The sequence below is a fragment of the Streptomyces sp. NPDC047085 genome (assembly GCF_040643735.1).
Lineage (GTDB): Bacteria > Actinomycetota > Actinomycetes > Streptomycetales > Streptomycetaceae > Streptomyces.
Map to the genome: position 1 here is coordinate 904445 of NZ_JBEYUW010000002.1, position 20074 is coordinate 924518.

Consider the following 20074-nt stretch of genomic DNA (forward strand, 5'->3'; position numbering starts at 1 on the left):
CGGGCGGACCACCTTCGCTGAATTGAGAGTGAAGTCTCACGTGAGATGGCGCAACCTTGGCGCCATCCGCTTGCCACGTCAAGGCCCTGCGGACTTGACTTGATAAGAAGTGAGAATGCAGTCTCAGTTTCATCAAGTGTTCCGGGTACTCGACCCGCTGCTGAGGAGACGCTGCCATGTCCCGTTCGTTGCATTCCGACGCCGTGCTCCGCCTGACGGCGGGCAGCCTGCGCCCGGCGGGCTCGCCGCCGGATGGCTCACCGGCACTACTGGGCGTGGGTGAGCCCGATTTCGACACTCCCGAGCCGATCGTGCGAGCGGGCATGGAGGCACTGGCCGCAGGCTGGACCCATTACGGCGATCTCAACGGTGATCCCGAGCTGCGGGCGGTCGCCGCGCGACTGGCCGGCGACGCGGCCGGCGTGTCGTACGGCCTGGAGCAGGTCCTGGTGACCAACGGTGCCACGTCCGCCGTCTCCGCCGCGGTGGCCTCCGTCGTGTCGCCGGGCGACCGGGTGGTCCTGCTCGACCCGAGCTACTCGCTGTTCTCCTCCGCGGTCCTCATGGCCGGCGGCGAACCGGTGTACGTACCGCTCGACGAGAACGGACACCTGGATCTGGACCGGATCGCCGTGGCCCTGGCCAGCGCCAGGGCGTTGATCCTGGTCAACCCGGCCAACCCGGTCGGCACGGTGTTCACCCGCGCCGAACTGGAGGCGCTGGCGGACCTCACATCGCGCCACGGCACCGTCGTCATCGCCGACGAGGTCTGCGACCACTTCGTCTTCGACGACCGCACCTTCACCTCCGCCCTGTCCGTCGACGGCTGGCGCGACCGGCTCGTCTACTGCCAGTCACTGTCCAAGACCTACGCCATGACGGGCTGGCGGGTGGGCTACCTCGTCGCGCCCGCCCCACTGATCGACGGGGTGCGGATGCTGCATCGCACCTTCCTCGGCGCGGTCAACGCGGCGGCCCAGCGCGCTGCCGTCGTCGCCCTGGAGGGCGGGGACGCCTTCGTCAAGCCGATGCGGGACTCCTACCAGGAACGGCGTGACTACATCGTCGGCCGCGTCAACGCGATGCCCGGCCTCAGCGCCCGCAGCCCCGAGGGCGGCTTCTTCGTCCTGGCCCGCTACGACCGCTCCACCCCCTCGCTGGAACTCACCCAGCGGCTCAGGGCGCACGGCGTCGTCGTCCGTCCGGGACGCGAGTTCGGCCCGGCGGGCGAGCATCACCTGCGCATCTCGATCGCCGCGCCGCAGGACATGCTGGCCACGGGGCTCGATCGCATCGAGGACTACTTCCGCATCACCGGCTGAACGGCTCAGGCCCTTGCCCGGTACGCTCGGCTGGCGGGGCCCAGTGCCCCGGCAGCCGTACATACCGCACGGGTGGGGAGCGAGGAACTGAGCAGCAACCGGCAGACGCCCGACACGACAGGAAGCCGGCGGCGCAGCGACGCCCAGCGCAACCGTAAGCGGCTCCTGGACGCGACCGGAGAGATGCTGCGCAGCGAGCCGGACAACGTGTCCGTCCCCGTGGTCGCCAAGCGCGCAGGGCTGTCTTCGGCCACCGCCTACCGCTACTTCCCCTCCCTGGACGAACTCCTCACCGCATACCTCCACGAGGTCATCGTGGCCCTGCGTGACTACAGCCACGACTGTCCCAAGACCGGCACCGCCCTCTTCGAGGACGTCGTCCGTGAATGGGGGCGGCTGCTGACCGTCTACGGCACCGCGATGATCCAGCTCCGTTCACGCGAGGGTTTCCTTCAGCGCCTGCGGTCCAATGACGCCGTGATCGGCGCGGTCCGGGATGCCTGGGAGCGTCCCGTACGCAGCGTTATGCGCAAACTCGGCATCCCCGACGAGCAGTTCGATCACGCCCTGTTCCTCTACAACGTCCTCTTCGATCCCCGCGAGGTCCTTGACCTCGTCGCCGAGGGGCTACCACTCGACGAGGCCCTCGACCGGCTCGTCGGCGCCTACTACGGAGCTCTGCGCGGATGGTCCCCGAACTGAGCCCTCGCATCTTGCGCGGCGACGGTCCGATGCGGGCGGCGGGGGCGATAGCTTGTAGGAGGCGCCGCTCGATGAGGCTTCTCGTTCCCGTGTTCCCGCCCCCCCGGAATGGCGACCTGGGGCGGCCTGACACGCGCTGGCTCAGTTGCCGATGCAGCCGTGGCAGCCAGCCACGACGTCACGTTCTGTGCCTCGAGCTGTCGCAGGCCGCTGGGTGGGAACCCGAGACGGTCAAGTAGCGACTCATTCCTTGGTCAGCCGTTGCGCGTCTTGATCTCCTCGGTGAGCTGCGGGACGACGGCGAACAGGTCGCCCACGACGCCGTAGTCGACCAGGTCGAAGATCGGGGCCTCGGAGTCCTTGTTGACGGCCACGATCGTCTTGGAGGTCTGCATGCCGGCGCGGTGCTGGATCGCGCCGGAGATGCCGTTGGCGATGTAGAGCTGCGGCGAGACGGACTTGCCGGTCTGGCCGACCTGGTTGGTGTGCGGGTACCAGCCGGCGTCGACGGCGGCACGCGAGGCACCCACGGCCGCGCCGAGGGAGTCGGCGAGGGCCTCGATGATCGCGAAGTTCTCGGCGCCGTTGACGCCACGGCCGCCGGAGACCACGATCGCGGCCTCGGTCAGCTCCGGGCGGCCCGTCGACTCACGCGGGGTGCGGGCGGTGACCTTGGTGCCCCTCGCCTTGTCCGAGAAGGTCACGGCGAGCGCCTCGACCGCACCGGCGGCCGGGGCGGCCTCCACGGCGGCCGAGTTCGGCTTGACCGTGATGACCGGGGCGCCCGTGATGACACGGGACTTGGTGGTGAAGGACGCGGCGAACACCGACTGGGTGGCCACCGGGCCCTCGTCGCTGGCCTCCAGGTCGACGGCGTCGGTGATGATGCCGGAGCCGAGGCGCAGCGCCAGACGGGCGGCGATCTCCTTGCCCTCGGCGGAGGACGGGACGAGCACGGCGGCCGGGGACACCGCGGCGACGGCGGCCTGCAGGGCGTCCACCTTCGGCACGACCAGGTACTTGGCGTACTCGGAGGCGTCGTGGGTGAGGACCTTCACCGCGCCGTGCTCGGCGAGGGTGGCGGCGGTGTCGGCGGCGCCGTTGCCGAGGGCGACGGCGACCGGCTCGCCGATGCGGCGGGCCAGGGTCAGCAGCTCCAGGGTGGGCTTGCGGACGGCACCGTCCACGTGGTCGACGTAGACGAGGACTTCAGCCATGGTTCCTTGCCCTTTCTCAGATGAACTTCTGGCTCGCGAGGAACTCGGCGAGCTGCTTGCCACCGACGCCCTCGTCCCAGATGATCGTGCCGACCGTGCGGGCCGGGCGCTCGTTCGCGGCCTCGACCTTGGTGAACGCACCGTTCAGGCCGACCTCCTCGGCCTTGATGTCCAGGTCGGACAGGTCCCAGGACTCCACCGGCTTCTTCTTCGCCGCCATGATGCCCTTGAAGGACGGGTAACGCGCCTCACCCGACTGGTCGGTGACGGAGACCACGGCCGGGAGGGACGCCTCCAGCTGCTCGCTCGCCGCGTCGCCGTCACGACGGCCCTTGACCACGCCGTCCTCGACGGAGACCTCGGAGAGCAGGGTGACCTGCGGGACGCCCAGACGCTCGGCGACCAGGGCCGGTACGACGCCCATGGTGCCGTCGGTGGAGGCCATGCCGGAGACGACCAGGTCGAAGCCGGCCTTCTCGATCACCTTGGCCAGCACCAGGGAGGTGCCGATGGCGTCGGTGCCGTGCAGGTCGTCGTCCTCGACGTGGACGGCCTTGTCGGCCCCCATCGACAGGGCCTTGCGGAGCGCGTCCCTGGCGTCCTCGGGGCCCACCGTCAACACGGTGACCTCGGCGTCGCCGTCCCCGTCGTAGTTCTCCGCGATCTGGAGGGCCTGCTCGACCGCGTACTCGTCCAGCTCGGAGAGCAGACCGTCCACGTCGTCGCGGTCGACGGTCAGGTCATCGGCGAAGTGCCGGTCGCCAGTGGCGTCGGGCACGTACTTCACACACACCACGATCTTCATGCGTCGACACCTCCGCGCTTGACGAGCTGGCTCGCGATGACGTTGCGCTGGATCTCGTTGGTGCCCTCACCGACGATCATCAATGGGGCGTCACGGAAGTACCGCTCGACGTCGAACTCGGTGGAGTAGCCGTAACCGCCGTGGATGCGGACCGCGTTGAGGGCGATCTGCATCGCGGTCTCGGAGGCGAACAGCTTCGCCATCCCGGCCTCCATGTCCACGCGACGCCCTGCCTCCGCTTCCCGGGCGGCGTACAGGGTGAGCTGTCGGGCCGCGGTCAGGGATGTCGCCATGTCCGCCAGGTAGTTGCCGATGGACTGGTGCTGCCAGATCGGCTTGCCGAACGACTCCCTGTCCTGCGCGTAGGCGAGCGCGTCCTCCAGCGCGGCACGGCCGACCCCGAGGGCGCGGGCTGCGACCTGCAACCGGCCCGTCTCCAAGCCCTTCATCATCTGCGCGAAGCCCTTGCCCTCGACGCCGCCGAGCACGGCGTCGGCCGGGGCACGGTAGTCCTCGAAGGACAGCTCGCAGCTCTCCACCCCCTTGTAACCGAGCTTGGGCAGATCACGCGAGACGGTCAGGCCGGGGCCGTGCTCGACCAGAAGGATGGAGATGCCCTTGTGCGCCGGGCTTGCCTCCGGGTCCGTCTTGCACAGCAGGGCGATCAGCTGGGAGCGGCGCGAGTTGGTGATCCACGTCTTGGCCCCGTTGATCACGTACCCGTCGGCATGCCCGCGGGCGACGGTCCGCATCGCCTGCAGATCCGAGCCGCCGCCAGGCTCGGTCAGGGCCATGGTCGCCCGGATCTCACCCGTGGCCATCCTCGGCAGGTAGAGGCGCTTCTGTTCCTCGGTGCCGAAGTGCAGCAGCAGCTTGGCGACGACCGTGTGGCCGCCCATCGCGCCGGCCAGGCTCATCCAGCCGCGCGCCAGTTCCTCGGTGACCAGGACGTAGCAGGGAACGGAGACGGGGGTGCCGCCGTACTCCTCGGGGACGGCAAGGCCGAAGATGCCGAGCTGCTTCATCTGCTCGATCAGGGCTTCGGGGTAGGTGTTGGTGTGCTCCAGCTCCTGGACGACGGGCTTGACCTCCTTGTCGACGAAGTCGTGCACGGTGCGGACGATGAACTGTTCGTCCTCGGACAGGATGTCGAGAATGCTCATGCGGTGATGCTCCCTGGGGTGGATCGTGGTCCGGGTGGGCCTGGTGTCACAGGAGGTGGTCGGCTCGGAGAGTGGCGATGTCGTCCCTGCTGTAACCCAGTTCGGTCAGAATCTGTTCGGTGTGTTCCCCGGCTGCGGGGACCGCGTCCATGCGCGGGGTGCTGCCGGTCAGGTCCGCCGGCGGCAGCAGTGCCGGGACCATCGCGCCTGACGGAATGCGGACGTCCCGCCACCGCTCACGCCCGGCGAGCACGGGGTGCGCCAGGAAGTCCTCGATGTCGTTCACACCGGCGTTGGCGATGCCGGTCTCGTCCAGCACCTTCATCACCTCGGCGCTGTCGGAGTCGGCGAACCGCTCGGCCACGATCGCGTTCAGTTCCTCGCGGTGGGCCACGCGGGCGGCGCCGGTGGCGAAGCGCGGGTCGTCGGCCAGGCCGGGGGCGTCGAGGAACCGCTCGCACAGGGCGGCCCATTCGCGTTCGTTCTGGACGGAGAGCAGCACGTCCTTGCCGTCGGCGCAGGTGAAGGCGCCGTAGGGGGCGATGGTGGCGTGCTGGGTGCCGACACGCGGGGGCTGCGTGCCACCGAAGCGGGTGTAGTACGCGGGCTGGCTCAGCCACTCCGCGAGCGCCTCGAACAGGGACACCTCGACGGCTCGTACGGCACCGGTGGTCGCCCGGGTGAGCAGGGCGGTGAGGATGCCCGAGTAGGCGTACATGCCGGCGGCGATGTCGGCGACGGAGATGCCCACCCGGGCGGGCTCGTCCGGACTGCCGGTCAGGGAGACCAGGCCGGTCTGGCACTGCACCAGCAGGTCGTATGCCTTGCGGTCGGCCCAGGGTCCGGTGGTGCCGTAGCCGGAGACGGTGCAGGAGATGAGCGAGGGGAAACGCTCCGCGAGGGAATCGGTACCGAAGCCCAGGCGGGCCGTCGCCCCCGGAGCCAGGTTCTGCACGAACACGTCGGCCTGGGTGAGCAACTGCTCCAGGACCTGCCGGCCGCGCTCGGACTTCAGATCGAGGGTGAGGGACTCCTTGGACCGGTTGAGCCAGACGAAGTAGCTGGACTCTCCGTGCACCGTGGTGTCGTACCTGCGGGCGAAGTCGCCGCCTCCCGGGCGCTCCACCTTGATGACCCTGGCCCCGAGGTCGGCCAGCTGACGGGTGGCGAAGGGGGCGGCCACCGCCTGTTCGAGGCTGACGACCGTGATGCCGGACAGCGGCAGGGCTTGAGGGGACGCGGCCATGGGGTGACCTCCAGGAGGGTTTCTGGTCCCGAACCGGGAGTACCATCATGGAGACTCATGTCATCCAGAGTGAAATAGCAATCTTTGATTCTGCCATGCCGGGTGGGGATGGTGCCGGAGGAAGAGACCGTGGACGTCAAACAGCTCAAGGCGCTCGTCACCGTCGCCGAGGTCGGCAGCGTCACCCGCGCCGCCGAACTGCTGCACCTGGTGCAACCCGCGGTCACCCGGCAGATCCGCACCCTGGAGCAGGAACTCGGCGTCCCCCTCTTCGAGCGCACCCGCCAGGGCATGCGCACCACGGACGCCGGGGCGATCATGGTGGACCGGGCCCGACGCGCCCTGAACGAACTGGAGAGGGCCCGCGCCGAAGTGCGGCCGGCCCCTGGCGCGGTGACCGGCATCGTCACGGTCGGCCTGCTGGAGAGCACCACCGACCTGCTGGCCGCAGCGCTCGTGACCGCCGTGGCCCGCGACCACCCGGGCATCGAACTGCGGCTCATGACGGCCTATTCCGGGCACCTCCAGCAGTGGCTCGACGACGGCGACCTGGACCTGAGCCTGCTGTACAACCTGGACAACACACCCTCGCTCAACGCCCGCCCGCTGGTGCGCGAACACCTGTGGGTGGTCGCTCCCGCCACGGACGGACTGCGCGCCGACCAGCCGGTCCCGTTCGCCGAGGCCGCCACCCGCCCCCTCGTCATGCCCGCCTCCGGTCACGCGCTGCGCGCCCTGATCGACGCGGCCGCGGGCCGCGCCGGGACCGAGCTGCACGTCGCCGTCCAGACCAACTCCATGCCGGTGCAGAAGCAGCTCGTCCTCGCCGGGCACGGCTGGACCGTCCTGCCCGGCGTCGGTATCGCCGAGGACGTCGCCGACGGCACGCTGAGCGCCGCACCGCTGGGCGAACCCGAGGTGCGGCGCTCGATCGTCCTCGCCACCCCCAGATACGGCCGGACACCGCCCGCCGTCGAGGTCGTCGCCCGCGAGCTGGTGCACCAGATCCATTCGGCGGTGGCCCAGGGCAGATGGCTCTCCGCGCAGCTCCTGGGTGCCGACGGCTCCGCCGAAGCCAAGTAACCCATCAGTACGGCCCGAGGAACTCACATGCCCGACACGAACTCACCGCGGCAGGGGTTCGCCCTCGCCGCAGACGGCACCGCACTCGCCTACCAGAGGCAGGGCACCGGCTTTCCGCTCGTGCTCCTCGCCGGGCAGGCCAACAACCACCACTGGTGGGACGGCATACGTGCGGACTTCCACGCCACACACAGCACGATCACCCTGGACTACCGGGGCACGGGTGCCAGCGACAAGCCCCAACACGGCTACTCCACCGAGCAGTTCGGGGACGACGTGATCGCCGTCCTGGACGACCTGGGCGTCGAGCGCGCCGATGTGTACGGCACCTCCATGGGCGGCCGGGTGGCGCAGTGGATCGCCGTACGCCACCCGGAGCGAGTCCGGCGCCTCGTACTCGGCTGCACCACACCGGGCGGACCGCACGCCGTCGAGCGGGACGCCTCGGTACGGCGGGCCCTGGCCCAGACCGACCCGGAAGCCGCCCGACAGGCCCTGATCGACCTCATGTACTCCCCCACCTGGCGCGCCACCCACCCGGCGCCCCTACACCACCCTCGGCGACCCCGGCATGCCACCGCACGCCCGCCACGGCCACCTGCTCGCCAGCAACCGGCACGACGCCTGGGACGCCCTGTCCGCCATCACCGCGCCGACGCTGATCCTCCACGGCGACCAGGACCGCATGGCACCGCCGGACAACCTTCCCCTGCTCGCCGCCCGGATCCCCGACACGCGCACCCACCTCTTCCGCAGAGCCCGGCACGCGTACTTCGAGGAGTGCCGGGATGAGGCGAGCGCGCTGGTCTCGGCGTTCCTCGGAGGTGAGGTGTAGCCATACCGGCACCGCATACCGGGATCACGTCTTTCTATTGTTCAGCATCATCCATCAGCACTCATGATGTGCCGCATGAACGAAACAGCCACTTCCGCGCCGCCCTCCTGGCAGGAGGACGTCTTCTCCGCGTTGAAGAAGCGCGGCGTCCAGCAGATCGCCTACGTACCGGACGCAGGCCACTCCCACACCATCCGCGAGGCCCAGCGCGACCCCGCCATCCATGACGTCGTGCTGACCACCGAGGAGGAGGGCGTCGCCGTCGTCAGCGGCGCCTGGCTGGGCGGGCAGCGCGCCGTGCTGCTGATGCAGAGCAGCGGCGTCGGCAACTGCGTGAACATGTTCTCGCTCCTGCAGATGTGCCAGTTCCCCTTCCTGACGCTGGTCACCATGCGGGGCGAATACGCCGAGTTCAACCCGTGGCAGGGCCCCATGGGCCGGACGACGCAGCAGGCCCTGGAGCTGATGGGGATCACCGTGCTGCGCGCCGACACCCCCGACGAGGTCCAGGAGACGGTCGAGGCCGCCCTGGACTCGGTGTTCGAGGCGGGCGAGCGCGTCGCCGTACTGCTCGGACAGAAGCTGATCGGCCGCAAGAAGTGGGAGCGCCACTGATGACCACCACCACTGAGGTACGTCTCGACCGGCGCCGCTTCGTCGCCGGCCTGATCGCCCGCCTCCCCGAGGACACCCTGGTCGTCACCGGGCTCGGCTCCCCGACCTACGACGTGTTCGCCGCCGGCGACCGCCGCACGAACTTCTACCTGTGGGGAGCGATGGGCGCCGCCGCGCCGCTCGCCCTCGGCCTGGCCCTCGCCCAGCCCGACCGGCCGGTCGTCGCCCTCACCGGGGACGGCGAACACCTCATGGGCATCGGCACGCTGGCCACCATCGGCGCCCAGCTTCCGCCCAACCTCACGCTCATCGTCCTGGACAACGCCCACTTCGGCGAGACCGGCATGCAGCCCAGCCACACCGGCCTCGGCACCGACCTCGTCGCCGTCGCGCAGGGCTTCGGCATCCGCGACGCCGTACGGATCACCGGCCTCGCCGAGACGGACGACCTGGCCGCACGCATCACCGCGCGTACGGCGACGACGTACGCACACGTCCTCATCGCCACCGACGAACCGCCCCGCGCCCTGCCGCCCCGCGATGGTGTGGCCAACAAGAACTCCTTCCGTGCCGCGCTCGGCCTGAGCACCTTCTGAACGGGCGGGATTCCCATGCAGCGCTACGAGTTGTTCATCGACGGCGAGCATCGCAAGGCCGACGGTGGCGCCTGCTTCCCCACCGACAACCCCTACCTCGGCAGCCCCTGGGCCGAGATCGCCCAGGGCACCGCACAGGACGTCGACGACGCCGTCCGGGCCGCCCACCGCGCCCTGCACACCGGACCCTGGGCGGAACTGACCGCCAGCGCCCGCGGCGCCCTGCTGCGCAGGCTCGGCGACACCATCGCCACTAACGCCCGCGAGCTCGCCGAGGTCGAAGTACGCGACAACGGCAAGCTGTTCACCGAGATGCACGGGCAAGTCGCCTACGTCCCCCAATGGTTCCACTACTACGGCGGGCTGGCCGACAAGGTCGAGGGCACCGTTCCACCACTGGACAAGAAGGGCTACTTCGCCTACACGAAGAAGGAGCCCGTCGGAGTCGTCGCCGTCATCACGCCGTGGAACTCCCCGCTGTTGCTGCTGGCCTGGAAACTCGCCCCCGCCCTGGCCGCGGGCTGCACGGTGGTGGTCAAGCCCTCGGAGTTCACCTCCGCCTCCACCCTGGAACTGGCCCGGCTCTTCCACGAGGCGGGTCTGCCGCCCGGCGTGTTCAACGTCGTCACCGGGTTCGGCCAGGACGTCGGTGCCACCCTCGTCGAGCATCCCCTGGTCCGCAAGGTCAGCTTCACCGGCTCGGACACCACCGGCCGGCACATCAACCAGGCAGCCGCCCGCGACTTCAAGCACGTCAGCCTCGAACTCGGCGGCAAGTCCCCCAACATCGTCTTCGCCGACGCCGACCTGGAGGCCGCCGTCAACGGCGCCGTCTCCGGCATCTTCGCCGCCACCGGCCAGACCTGATTGCCGGATCCCGGCTCCTGGTACAGCACGACGTGCACGACGAGGTCGTCAGCCGCCTGACGGACCTCGCGCGCACGGCCCGCATGGGCGATCCGATGGACGAGAACACCCAGGTCGGGCCGATCACCACACCCGCCCAGTACGCCAAGGTCCTCGACTACATCGACATCGCGCAGCAGGAAGGCGCCCGGCTCGCCCTCGGCGGCAAGGCCGCCGAGCGCGGAGGCTGGTTCGTCGAGCCCACCGTCTTCACCGGCGTCCGCAACAGCATGCGCATCGCCCAGGAGGAGGTCTTCGGGCCCGTCCTCGCCGTCATCCCCTTCCAGGACGAGGACGAGGCCGTCGGGATCGCCAACGACAGCCGCTACGGCCTCGGCGCGGGCGTGTGGACCGGCGACATGGGACGGGCCTTCCGCATGGCCGACCGCGTCCGCTCCGGCACCGTCTGGATCAACACCTACCGCGCGGTCAGCTGTCTGACCCCCTTCGGCGGCTTCAAGGACTCCGGCCTCGGCCGCGAGAACGGCATCGACGCCATCAACGACTACCTCGAGAACAAGACCGTCTGGATCAACACCGGCGCACCCACCGGCAACCCCTTCGTCCTGCGCTGAGAGGACCCGCACGACCCATTCCCACCGCGACACGAGCAACGGAGCTTCCCATGTCGCAGAGCCGCACCCCCTCCCTCCCCGCACGCTCCCACGTCACCGCCAACGTCATCCGCGGCTGTCTGGGCAACCTGATCGAGTGGTACGACTGGTTCGCCTACGCCACCTTCAGCATCTACTTCGCGGCCTCGTACTTTCCCGAGGGCAACCAGACAGCCCAACTCCTGTCCACGGCCGTCGTCTTCGCCGTCGGCTTCCTGATGCGCCCCCTCGGCGGCTGGCTGCTCGGCGCCTACGCCGACCGGTACGGCCGCCGCCGCGCCCTCACCCTGTCCGTCACCCTGATGAGCGCGGGCTCCCTCACCATCGCCCTCTCCCCCGGCCACACCACCATCGGCCTGTGGGCCCCCGTCCTCCTGGTCCTGGCCCGGTTGCTCCAAGGACTCTCCGTGGGCGGCGAGTTCGGCTCCAGCGCCTCCTACCTCGCCGAAATCGCGCCACCGGGCCGACGCGGCTTCTACTCCAGCTTCCAGTACGTGTCTATCGTGCTCGGACAACTCGCGGCCCTTCTCGTGGCGATCGTCCTGCAAAACACGCTCACCGACGACCAGCTGCAAAGCTGGGGCTGGCGCGTCCCCTTCGTGATCGGCGCGGTGGCCGGCCTGGCCGTGATGTACCTGCGCCGCAGCATGGAGGAGTCGCAGCACTTCCGGCAGGAGAAGGAAAGAGCGAAGGAGAGGGAGCAGACCGGCACAGCGCACGAACGCCTGGGCATCCACTCCCTGTTCACCGAGTACCCGCGTCAACTGCTGGCCGTCTTCGGGCTCGCCGTCGGCGGCACCGTCGCCTTCTACACGTACACCACCTATCTCCAGAAGTACCTGGTGAACACAGCGGGCATCCCGAAGTCGACCGTCTCCCTCATCGGCTTCGCCGCCCTGTTCGTCTACATGCTGCTCCAACCGGCCGCGGGTGCCCTCTCCGACCGTGTCGGCCGACGCCCGGTCATGTTCGCCTTCTCCATCGGCGGCATGATCCTGACCGTGCCGCTGATGACCGCACTCGGCCACATCAACAGCCCGTGGCTCGCCTTCCTGCTGATGACCCTGGCCCTCACCTTCGTGAGCGGGTACTCGGCACTGGCCGCCGTCATCAAGGCCGAGATGTTCCCCACCAAGGTCCGGGCCCTCGGCGTCGGCCTGCCGCACGCCCTGGTCACCGCCACCTTCGGCGGACTGACCGAACCCATCGCGCTGGCCCTGAAGAAGGGCGGCCACGAAACCGTCTTCTTCTGGTACGTCACCGCCTGCATAGCCCTGACCTTCCTGGCCACCCTCGCCGTACGCGAACCGTCCCGCACCTCCCTGCTGGAGGAGACGGGAACCGTCCCCGCGACACCCGCCTCGACCAAGACCGCTCCCCTGACCTGACCACCCTGCGACAAAGAGACGACGAAGCCCATGCCCTCCTCCCTCGCCTCCTACGTGGAGGCATGGCACCCCGAACCGGACACCTGCGCGGACGACCTGCCACCGGGTCCCACAGCAGCCCTGTCCGCACTACTGGACCTCCCCGGCACCGCCGCCGAGCCCGGCGACCCCCTGCCGCCGCTGTGGCACTGGCTGTACTTCCTGCACTGGGCGCCCCAGCAGGACCTCGGCCCCGACGGACACCCGCGCGACGCCCGCTTCCTACCGCCCATCCCCGCACGCCGGCGGATGTTCGCCGGCGGACGGTGCGAGATCATCCAGCCCCTGCGCCTCGCCGCGACCGCCGAGCGAGTCAGCAGCCTGGCGGCCGTCACACCCAAGCAGGGCCGCACCGGCGAGCTGCTGTTCGTCACCGAACGCCAGGAGTTCCGGCAGCACGGGCGCACCTGCCTGGTCGAAGAGCAGGACATCGTCTACAGGTCGGGCGAGGGCTCCACGCCCCAGCACCCGGGCATGCCCGAAGACTCGTCCGTTCCAAACGCCGAAGGCCCCTGGCAGTTGCGTCTTCAGCCGACCGAGACCCTGCTGTTCCGGTTCAGCGCGCTCACCGCCAACGCCCACCGCATCCACTACGACACCCCGTACTGCCGTGACGTCGAAGGCTATCCCGGCCTCGTCGTGCACGGCCCCCTGCTGGCCCTGCTCATGCTGGAACTGGTCCGCCGAGGCGCCCCCGAGCGGCAGGTGCGCTCGCTGTCCTACCGCCTGCACCGGCCGGCCTTCAAGGGCGAACACCTGCTGGCCGACGGCACACCGTCCGACGGCTGCCGGGCCCGGCTGCGCGTCGCCACCCACCGAGAGGGCCGCCACGCCACCGCCGAGGTGACCTTCGCATGAGCCACCCGGACAACGAGCGCATCGCCGCCGCACACACCCTGCTCTTCGTCCCCGGCGACCGCCCCGACCGCTTCGCCAAGGCAGCCGCCGCCGGCGCCGACCTCGTCATCATCGACCTGGAGGACGCCGTCGCCCCGGCCGACAAGGAAGCGGCCCGTACCCAGACCGGTGCGTGGCTCGCGCGCGGCAACCGCGCCGTCGTACGCGTCAACCCACCCGGCACGCCCTGGCACGAGGCCGACCTCGCGACGGCCGCCGAGCACGGCTGCCCGGTCATGGTGCCCAAGGCCGAGCAGCAGGAGACCCTCGCGAAAATCACTGCCCGCACATCCGGCCGTTGCCCGCTGATCCCGTTGGTCGAAACGGCCCTCGGCATCGAACGCTCCCCCGAACTGTGCGCCGCCCCCGGAACCGTCCGCGCCGCCTTCGGCAACGTCGACCTGGCCGCCCAACTCGGTGTGGCCCCCGACGACCACACGGCCCTGGCCCACGCCCGCTCCCGGCTGGTCCTGGCCTCCGTCGCCATGGGCGCCCACCCGCCGATCGACGGCGTCACCACCGCTGTAAGGGACCCCGACGCCCTGGGCGAAGACGCGGCACACGCACGGCGTCTGGGCTTCACCGGCAAGTTGTGCGTTCATCCGGACCAAGTCGCCCCTGCGGCTGCGGCGTTCGCGCCCGCACCGGGCGAACTGCGCTGGGCGCGCCGCGTCCTCGAAGCCGGTGAGTCGGTCACCACGCTCGACGGACAGATGATCGACCGGCCGGTCCTCGAACGCGCGCGTTCTGTTCTGGCCCGCGCTACAGATCCCCGTACCGCACGCTGACGCCGCTCCGCCGGCCCCGGAACCGCACCCGGGGTCCCGCGGAGCACCTGCGGTGCGGGAACCGGGGGTAGGCGATGGGTTGAGGGCACCGCCTGCCCCCGGACCAGCCGGGAACTCGGTCTTCGTGAACCGGTTCCCAGCCGAATAGGCCGTCGGCCGGTTGGCCGGATCCTCCTGGTGGAACGAGGCGGGACTGCCAGGCGGGTCGGTCAGACCAGGGCAGCGCGTCCGTGGGGCCCTCCCGCCCATCTGTGCCGTCAGGGGCACAGTCCCCTTTGCAGAGACAGATAAGCGGATGCGATCGCAAATCCACGAACCCCCAAAGCACCCCAGGAACCCGGACCGCATGAGGCGCCGACCGCATCGTCCGCGCAAGCGCACCCGATCTCACGACCAAGCCGCACTGGAGCGCTCCAGTGCGGCTTGGTCGTCTCACGGCTCCGTGCGGGTAGCGTCACGATCGGTCCCGCCGGGTCTTCGCCATATCACCGACGCCCCTATAACGCAGGGGTGCGGGAAGCCGGTCTGAACAGGTTGAAGACCTCGCGGGCCGCATATCGCTTGAGGCATCGGATGATCTCGCGTCGGGTCTTGCCTTCCTGGGTGCGGCGTTCGTAGTACGCCTGGGTGCGCGGGTCGTGGCGCAGCCGGGTGAAGACGATGCGGTGCAGGGCGGCGTTGGCCTGTCGGTCGCCGCCGTAGTTGAGCCGACGCGTGCGCCGCCGGCCGGAGGAGTACTCGATGGGGCTGACTCCGCAAAGGGCAGCAAAGGACGCCTCGGTGTTCAGCCGCTCGAGATTGTCCCCCATGGTGATCAGGAGAGTGACGGCGCTGTCCGGACCGATGCCCACTGGTACGAGCAGCTGTGGGGCGTGACGTTCGACGAGCCGGGTCAGGCGCTGGTTCAGCTCATCGATCTGCCCGGTGAGCTGCTCGATGCGCTCAGCGAGCATGCGTAACGTCATGTGGGTGACCTGGGTCACCGCGTCCGCGTCTCCCCCACCATCGGGTGGGCCGAGGCGTGCGCAGGTGCGGAACAGCTCACGGTTACCCAGGCTGGACAGCTGTTCCCGCAGGGCGGGGTCAGCGATGACCAGGACGGCCTTGAGCTGGTTGATCGCCTGGGTGCGGGCCTTGACCGCGGAGTCCTTGGCGAGTTTCAACAACCGGGCACTGTGCACCGGACCGTCGCCGGACTTGGCCCGGGCCCGGGCGCGGCCACTGAGCACCGCTCGAGCGGCGGCCTGTGCGTCGATCGGGTCCGACTTCCCCAGCAACCGACGGGCCGAGCGGTCGGGCCGGTTCACCTCGTATACCTCGACCTGCTGCGCCAGCAGGTAGCGAGACAGGCCCACGCCGAAGGTGCCGGTGCCCTCCACACCGGCCCGACGCACCGTCCCTCGCTTACGGGCCCACACGAGCAGCTGCCGGTAGCCGGCCACTGTCGCCGGAAAGGACTCGGTCCCCAAGATCTTCCCCAGCGAGGAGATCACGGCGGCGACGTGAACCTCGCCGTGCGTGTCCACGCCCAGGACGATCTCGCGCCGAACTGGCGGATCTGTGCTGGAAGAGGTGCTGCGTTGTCTGGTCGTCATGGTGTTCGCCTCCTGCCTGGTGATGTGACGTGTAGATAGCACCGGCCTGCTCGGGCGGTCTGAACCGTGATGGCGCCTGATCGTCGGCAAGGCCCCTGACTTGTTGAATCGACCCCAGACGCGCGGTCTGCAGCCGTAGCGTCCAGGGTGTCGGTCGGCACGGGCCCGCAGTGCTCCTTGCCGCCTTCGGGCTGGCTCACTAATAGCGTGCCGCCGCCGACCGACACCCGAGCGGTGTGGCTCGACAGAGGCATGAAGGTGACGCAGTGACTTCAAGTCAGGGTGCCCACCGCACTCTCCTTCCTGTCTCATCGAGTGCGAGGGCAGCAGCCTGTGATCCTGATCGGTGTCGATCCGCACAAGTCGTCCCACACCGCCGTCGCCGTCGACGCAGCAGGCCACCAGTTGGCCCAGCGCCGGTTCGTCGTCAACGCCGGAACCTTCCGCCAGCTGCTGCGCTGGTGCGAGCAGTGGCCTGAGCGTCGTTTCGCGGTCGAGGGCGCCGGCGGCCTGGGCCGCTCGCTCGCCCAGCAGCTGGCCGCCGCGGGCGAGAACGTGGTCGACGTGCCCTCCACCCTGTCCGCCCGGGCCCGGCTGCTGGCCACCGGCGGAGACCGCAAAACCGATGCCAAGGACGCCCTCCACGTCGCCCAGGTCGCCCTCTTCCGACACGACCTGCGCCCCGTGGTCCAGGAAGACCAGACCACGATCCTGCGGCTGCTGACCGAGCGGCGGGACGACCTGGTCCAGGAACGCACCCGCGTCCTCAACCGACTCCACGCCGTCCTGCGCGATCTCCTGCCCGGCGGAGCACCCACCGGCCTGTCGGCCGACAAGGCCGCCGCCTTGATGAAGGGCGTCCGGCCGATCACGGCCACCGACAACTGCCGCCGGGACATAGCCCGTGACCTGCTGGCCGACCTGCGCAGACTGGACCGGCAGGTCAAGGACAACGAAGCCGAAATGCGCGAGGCCATCGCTGCGACCCGCACCACGCTGACCACCCTGCCGGGCCTCGGCACCGTGCTCGCCGCGAAGGTCCTCGGGCATATCGGGGACATCAACCGCTTCCCCACCGAACATCACTTCGCCAGCTACACCGGCAGCGCACCCCTGGACGCCTCCAGCGGCAACAACGTCCGCCACCGGCTCAACACCGGCGGAAACCGCGCGCTCAACTCGGTCCTGCACACCATCGCCGTCTGCCAGATCCGCGATGGCGGGCGCGGGCAGGACTACTACCTCCGCAAGATCGCTGAGGGGAAGACACCTTCGGAGGCCCGGAGGGCTCTCAAGCGACGGCTGTCCAACGTGGTCTACCGGATCATGAAACGAGACCAACGGACCCGCCTCGCCCATGCCGCTTGACACACAGAGGCGCTATTGGGACACGCCCCGTGGCTCGGTACACAGCAGGCACCGTCCCGCAACGGCAGTCGACAAGCCTGTGACGGGACACTCTGGTCATAAATCTCATGAGTCAGACCCCCGTCCGGGACGGCACTGCGCAACCGTCCCATCGATCCCGGCATAACGGCCTGATCCGACTAGAGTCGGATGACTTCGTCGGAACAGATACTCAACCTGCCCTGAAGGGACCGACAATGAGACAACTTGCTCGTACCTCTTTCACCAGGTGGATGCCCTACGCGGTCCTGGCCGATGACCTGCGAGCACCGACGCGATCTCGTCTACTCGATGTGCGGCGGGATCGCGCCGAGGGGCCTGCCCCAGCAATACGGAATGAGTGCAGTGGACGGCTTGACGCAGGCCGCGTTGCGCGAGCAGCCAACACAGTGAGGCCGGTCAGCCAGCGTGTGCGTCCTCAATGGCCCGGTCGATGTGGTGGACGACGCGGACGAGTTCGACGTCCTGTCACTCGATGCGCAGACCGGCCCCTCCCATGCCTCTCTGATCAGGCAGGTAATGGCGCTAACTCACCCCGGAGCCGTTCCACTGCCCCCAGCCTCATACCAGCGAGGCACCCGCCACCAGGCGATATCACGCTACGTAACGAAGCACTAGCCCGCTGTGAACTGACCTCCGGTTTCCATCTGGTCGGCGGGCAGGAGGCTGTGTGTCGCGCCGGCGAGGGAGCCTTCAGGGAGCAGCGTCACGAAGCGTCGGCTCACCGTCTGCTCGTCCTCACCTTCGGCACCCGCCTTCCGCGCCGTGGCCTTCAGCACGACCTGGCCCTCATCGGACGGCAGATCGATGGCCACCGGGTAGGTCATCTGTCCGTTGGGCCCGACATCGAAGGGGAGCGATGACGACGCGAGCGCCTTCCCGTCCTCGTTCTCGATCGTGACGGTGATCGTCCCCGTGGCCCGCTTCTTCTCGTCGTTGACCAGCGAAACGTCGAACGTGCGGGAACTGTTCACTTCCAGCGCCCGCTGCCACAAGTTGACGTAGACACCCAACGGGTTGAACGCGTCGGCGACGTATTCCTCGTAGTACGGCTGGAAGGTCAGATTCTCGACGTCGCGGAAATTGTCGACGACCCAGCCGGCGGACAGGTAGGAGAGGTAGAGGATGCCCGCGTAGTTCCGGTACGACCTCCAGTATTCGATCTGCCCCGCCAGGAGGTACGCCTGAGTGCGGAAGCGTTCGTCAGCGGTCTCGTGCGGGTACGGCGTCTTCGTCCACAGGTCCTTCGTGTACGGAGTCGGTTCGCCGTCGCGGGTGAGCCAGATCCAGTCGAACTCGGTGATGAGCGCTGGGTGCCCCGTGGGCGGGTCGTACGGTGCGCGGCGGGCACCGCCCCCGGACTCGAGCTGGAGCATGTCGAATTTCGGGTCGCTCGACATGTATTGCTTGTACTCGTGAGGATCATCCGGGCCTTGCGGAGGATTCCAGCTGTTGCCCCACGGACGGTCGGAGAGATCCGCCTTGCGGACGGCCTCGATGATGTCGGTCGACTGCTCCTGCGGGAGCTTCGACTCCAGACTCGCGGCCCAGTAGACGATGCTGGGGTGGTTCCAGTTGTCGCTCAGCCAAGCCTCGTACTCCCGGCGCAGCGTGGCGGTGTCGAACTCCTTGCTCCACCCCTGTCTCACTTCTGGCATCAAGGTCCAGACCGGGAACTCGTAGAGGACGAGCAGCCCCTCCTCGTCCGCGATCTCGAGCCACTTCTCAGGCACCGGGCCGATGGTGAACTTCAGCGTGTTCCAGTTCATCCGTCGAGGGATGAGGCCGAGGAGCTTGCGTACCCAGTCCTCCTGCCACGGCAGCGTCCCGGCCTTCTCGTCGTCGAAGAATCGATGCAGGCATACCGTCGCACCACGGAGGAAGATGACCTCGCCATTGAGGTAGGCGCGCTTGGTCGCGGCATCGAACCTGAACTCGCGTACGCCGAAGCGGGTCGATGTGCTGTCACCGCCAGTGCCGGTGTCGAGCACGTAGAGGTTGGGCGACTCCTGCGACCAGAGTTGGGCATCGGGGAGCGGAATCGTCTCCGTGATCGTGCGTGATTCGCCGGCTTCGAGCGTGACGCTCTGTTCCGTTCGCGCCATCACGTCGTTGCCCTGCCAGGCGCGCACCGACTGGACGAGCGTGGTGGTGACGGATGTCGACGTGGTGTTCGTCAGCTGCGTCTGCACGGTGATCTGTTTCGGATCGATCCGCGGCGCGACCTGGGTCGAGGTGATCGAGACTCCGTCATGGAAGATCACCGCGACGGTGTCCCAGATGCCGGGAGTCCAGTGCGTCTTCTCGAAGTCGACGACCGCCGTGTTGCCGGGTGGCAGGACGCCGGGGTGTGCTCCGATGCGTATGGCGACTTCGTTCTCGGCCGACCAGTGGATGGCGCTCGTGATGTCGTAGCCGGCTGCGGTGAATCCACTGTCGTTGCCGCCGACGCGTACGCCGTTGACCCACGCTTCGGAGCCGAACTGCGCTTTGCTCACCCGCAGTGTGGCGACGTCGCGCGGCGCAGGGGCCTCGAAGGTCGTGCGGTACCAGAAGTAGTTCCGCGGGTGGCCCGGGGTGCCGGCGTCGGTGAAGCGGTGCGGGTCGGACGGGAGACCGATGAATCCCTTGACGACCTCGTATTCGGGGGTCTCGAACTCGTCGATTCCGGGGAACTCCGGCGTCGACGAATGAGTCAGGGCCGGCACGGGGACGCGATGCCGGTACGCAGTCGGCGGTTCGGTCGCGGAGACGGTGTCCGCCACGTCCCACACGCCGTCCAGGACGACGGTATGCCGTGCGGTGCGGTGTGTCATGTGAGTGCCGTTTCTCGGTTGAGTGACCTCAAGGGGCTGG

At 68.9% G+C, this 20074-nt stretch carries 17 protein-coding genes and 1 pseudogene; 12 read left to right on the forward strand and 6 right to left on the reverse strand.

Translation table 11 applies throughout. The features are described from left to right. Positions 1 to 176: 176 nt before the first annotated feature. Together ABZ865_RS09745 and ABZ865_RS09750 are read left to right on the forward strand one after the other, a co-directional pair. Positions 177 to 1322 carry an aminotransferase class I/II-fold pyridoxal phosphate-dependent enzyme gene (locus ABZ865_RS09745; protein WP_361226486.1) on the forward strand — a complete coding sequence of 382 codons (1146 nt, stop codon included), beginning with the start codon at positions 177 to 179 and terminating at the stop codon, positions 1320 to 1322. 72 nt (positions 1323 to 1394) lie between these two features. After that, positions 1395 to 2024, forward strand: coding sequence for a TetR/AcrR family transcriptional regulator (locus ABZ865_RS09750; RefSeq protein WP_361226489.1), 630 nt, complete (start codon positions 1395 to 1397; stop codon positions 2022 to 2024). 254 nt (positions 2025 to 2278) lie between these two features. On the opposite strand, the gene ABZ865_RS09755 is transcribed toward ABZ865_RS09750, so the two are convergent. From ABZ865_RS09755 to ABZ865_RS09770, 4 genes are read right to left on the reverse strand one after another with little or no spacing between them, the layout of a single operon-like run. After that, positions 2279 to 3241: an electron transfer flavoprotein subunit alpha/FixB family protein gene (locus ABZ865_RS09755; protein ID WP_361226491.1), complete on the reverse strand. Its 963-nt coding sequence runs from the start codon at positions 3239 to 3241 to the stop codon at positions 2279 to 2281. A gap of 16 nt (positions 3242 to 3257) precedes the next feature. Continuing rightward, complete coding sequence (locus ABZ865_RS09760) at positions 3258 to 4046, reverse strand: electron transfer flavoprotein subunit beta/FixA family protein (protein WP_361226494.1); 789 nt, start codon at positions 4044 to 4046, stop codon at positions 3258 to 3260. After that, positions 4043 to 5209: an acyl-CoA dehydrogenase family protein gene (locus ABZ865_RS09765; RefSeq protein WP_361226497.1), complete on the reverse strand. Its 1167-nt coding sequence runs from the start codon at positions 5207 to 5209 to the stop codon at positions 4043 to 4045. The genes ABZ865_RS09760 and ABZ865_RS09765 overlap by 4 nt, the downstream gene beginning before the upstream one ends. Before the next feature lie 46 nt (positions 5210 to 5255). Beyond that, positions 5256 to 6455 (reverse strand): CaiB/BaiF CoA-transferase family protein, encoded by a 1200-nt coding sequence (locus tag ABZ865_RS09770; RefSeq protein ID WP_361226500.1) that lies wholly within the window; start codon positions 6453 to 6455, stop codon positions 5256 to 5258. Positions 6456 to 6584: 129 nt separating this feature from the next. Between ABZ865_RS09770 and ABZ865_RS09775 the strand changes: the two genes are divergently transcribed. From ABZ865_RS09775 to ABZ865_RS09815, 9 genes and pseudogenes are all read left to right on the forward strand, one after another. Then, entirely contained in the window at positions 6585 to 7538 is a 954-nt protein-coding gene (locus ABZ865_RS09775) for a LysR family transcriptional regulator (RefSeq protein ID WP_361226503.1), read from the forward strand. Between the two features lie 27 nt (positions 7539 to 7565). After that, positions 7566 to 8373: pseudogene (locus ABZ865_RS09780) on the forward strand (alpha/beta fold hydrolase). 75 nt (positions 8374 to 8448) lie between these two features. Further along, positions 8449 to 8988 carry a phosphonopyruvate decarboxylase gene (locus ABZ865_RS09785; protein WP_361226506.1) on the forward strand — a complete coding sequence of 180 codons (540 nt, stop codon included), beginning with the start codon at positions 8449 to 8451 and terminating at the stop codon, positions 8986 to 8988. Beyond that, positions 8988 to 9584, forward strand: a complete 597-nt coding sequence (locus ABZ865_RS09790) for a thiamine pyrophosphate-dependent enzyme (RefSeq protein ID WP_361226509.1) — start codon at positions 8988 to 8990, stop codon at positions 9582 to 9584. The genes ABZ865_RS09785 and ABZ865_RS09790 overlap by 1 nt, the downstream gene beginning before the upstream one ends. 15 nt (positions 9585 to 9599) lie before the next feature. Further along, positions 9600 to 10451, forward strand: a complete 852-nt coding sequence (locus ABZ865_RS09795) for an aldehyde dehydrogenase family protein (RefSeq protein ID WP_361226512.1) — start codon at positions 9600 to 9602, stop codon at positions 10449 to 10451. A 32-nt stretch (positions 10452 to 10483) separates the two neighbouring features. Beyond that, a complete protein-coding gene (locus tag ABZ865_RS09800) occupies positions 10484 to 11065 on the forward strand; it encodes an aldehyde dehydrogenase family protein (RefSeq protein WP_361226515.1) in 582 nt (193 codons plus the stop codon). A gap of 50 nt (positions 11066 to 11115) precedes the next feature. Then, on the forward strand, positions 11116 to 12492 hold the full coding sequence (locus ABZ865_RS09805; RefSeq protein WP_361226517.1) for an MFS transporter: 1377 nt from the start codon (positions 11116 to 11118) through the stop codon (positions 12490 to 12492). 30 nt (positions 12493 to 12522) lie between these two features. Further along, the gene (locus ABZ865_RS09810; protein ID WP_361226520.1) at positions 12523 to 13389 is read left to right on the forward strand and encodes a hypothetical protein; all 867 of its coding nucleotides are present in this window, start codon (positions 12523 to 12525) and stop codon (positions 13387 to 13389) included. Further along, a complete protein-coding gene (locus ABZ865_RS09815; RefSeq protein ID WP_361226523.1) occupies positions 13386 to 14216 on the forward strand; it encodes a CoA ester lyase in 831 nt (276 codons plus the stop codon). Before ABZ865_RS09810 ends, ABZ865_RS09815 begins: the two co-directional genes overlap by 4 nt. Before the next feature lie 497 nt (positions 14217 to 14713). Here the strand turns inward: ABZ865_RS09815 and ABZ865_RS09820 are convergent, their stop codons facing one another. Continuing rightward, complete coding sequence (locus ABZ865_RS09820) at positions 14714 to 15811, reverse strand: IS110 family transposase (RefSeq protein ID WP_361226526.1); 1098 nt, start codon at positions 15809 to 15811, stop codon at positions 14714 to 14716. A 333-nt stretch (positions 15812 to 16144) separates the two neighbouring features. On the opposite strand from ABZ865_RS09820, the gene ABZ865_RS09825 reads away from it, so the two are divergent. After that, a complete protein-coding gene (locus ABZ865_RS09825; RefSeq protein WP_361226529.1) occupies positions 16145 to 17179 on the forward strand; it encodes an IS110 family transposase in 1035 nt (344 codons plus the stop codon). Between the two features lie 653 nt (positions 17180 to 17832). On the opposite strand, the gene ABZ865_RS09830 is transcribed toward ABZ865_RS09825, so the two are convergent. Then, positions 17833 to 19983, reverse strand: coding sequence for a glycoside hydrolase family 2 TIM barrel-domain containing protein (locus tag ABZ865_RS09830; protein ID WP_361226532.1), 2151 nt, complete (start codon positions 19981 to 19983; stop codon positions 17833 to 17835). Positions 19984 to 20074: the final 91 nt, after the last annotated feature.

Excerpts from the sequence above, each read along its gene's own strand:
- ABZ865_RS09770 (WP_361226500.1), bottom strand. The coding sequence starts at position 6,455 with ATGGCCGCGTCCCCTCAAGCCCTGCCGCTGTCCGGCATCACGGTCGTC.
- ABZ865_RS09765 (WP_361226497.1), bottom strand. The coding sequence starts at position 5,209 with ATGAGCATTCTCGACATCCTGTCCGAGGACGAACAGTTCATCGTCCGC.
- ABZ865_RS09790 (WP_361226509.1), top strand. The coding sequence starts at position 8,988 with ATGACCACCACCACTGAGGTACGTCTCGACCGGCGCCGCTTCGTCGCC.
- ABZ865_RS09810 (WP_361226520.1), top strand. The coding sequence starts at position 12,523 with ATGCCCTCCTCCCTCGCCTCCTACGTGGAGGCATGGCACCCCGAACCG.
- ABZ865_RS09785 (WP_361226506.1), top strand. The coding sequence starts at position 8,449 with ATGAACGAAACAGCCACTTCCGCGCCGCCCTCCTGGCAGGAGGACGTC.
- ABZ865_RS09760 (WP_361226494.1), bottom strand. The coding sequence starts at position 4,046 with ATGAAGATCGTGGTGTGTGTGAAGTACGTGCCCGACGCCACTGGCGAC.
- ABZ865_RS09755 (WP_361226491.1), bottom strand. The coding sequence starts at position 3,241 with ATGGCTGAAGTCCTCGTCTACGTCGACCACGTGGACGGTGCCGTCCGC.
- ABZ865_RS09745 (WP_361226486.1), top strand. The coding sequence starts at position 177 with ATGTCCCGTTCGTTGCATTCCGACGCCGTGCTCCGCCTGACGGCGGGC.
- ABZ865_RS09805 (WP_361226517.1), top strand. The coding sequence starts at position 11,116 with ATGTCGCAGAGCCGCACCCCCTCCCTCCCCGCACGCTCCCACGTCACC.
- ABZ865_RS09820 (WP_361226526.1), bottom strand. The coding sequence starts at position 15,811 with ATGACGACCAGACAACGCAGCACCTCTTCCAGCACAGATCCGCCAGTT.
- ABZ865_RS09815 (WP_361226523.1), top strand. The coding sequence starts at position 13,386 with ATGAGCCACCCGGACAACGAGCGCATCGCCGCCGCACACACCCTGCTC.
- ABZ865_RS09795 (WP_361226512.1), top strand. The coding sequence starts at position 9,600 with ATGCAGCGCTACGAGTTGTTCATCGACGGCGAGCATCGCAAGGCCGAC.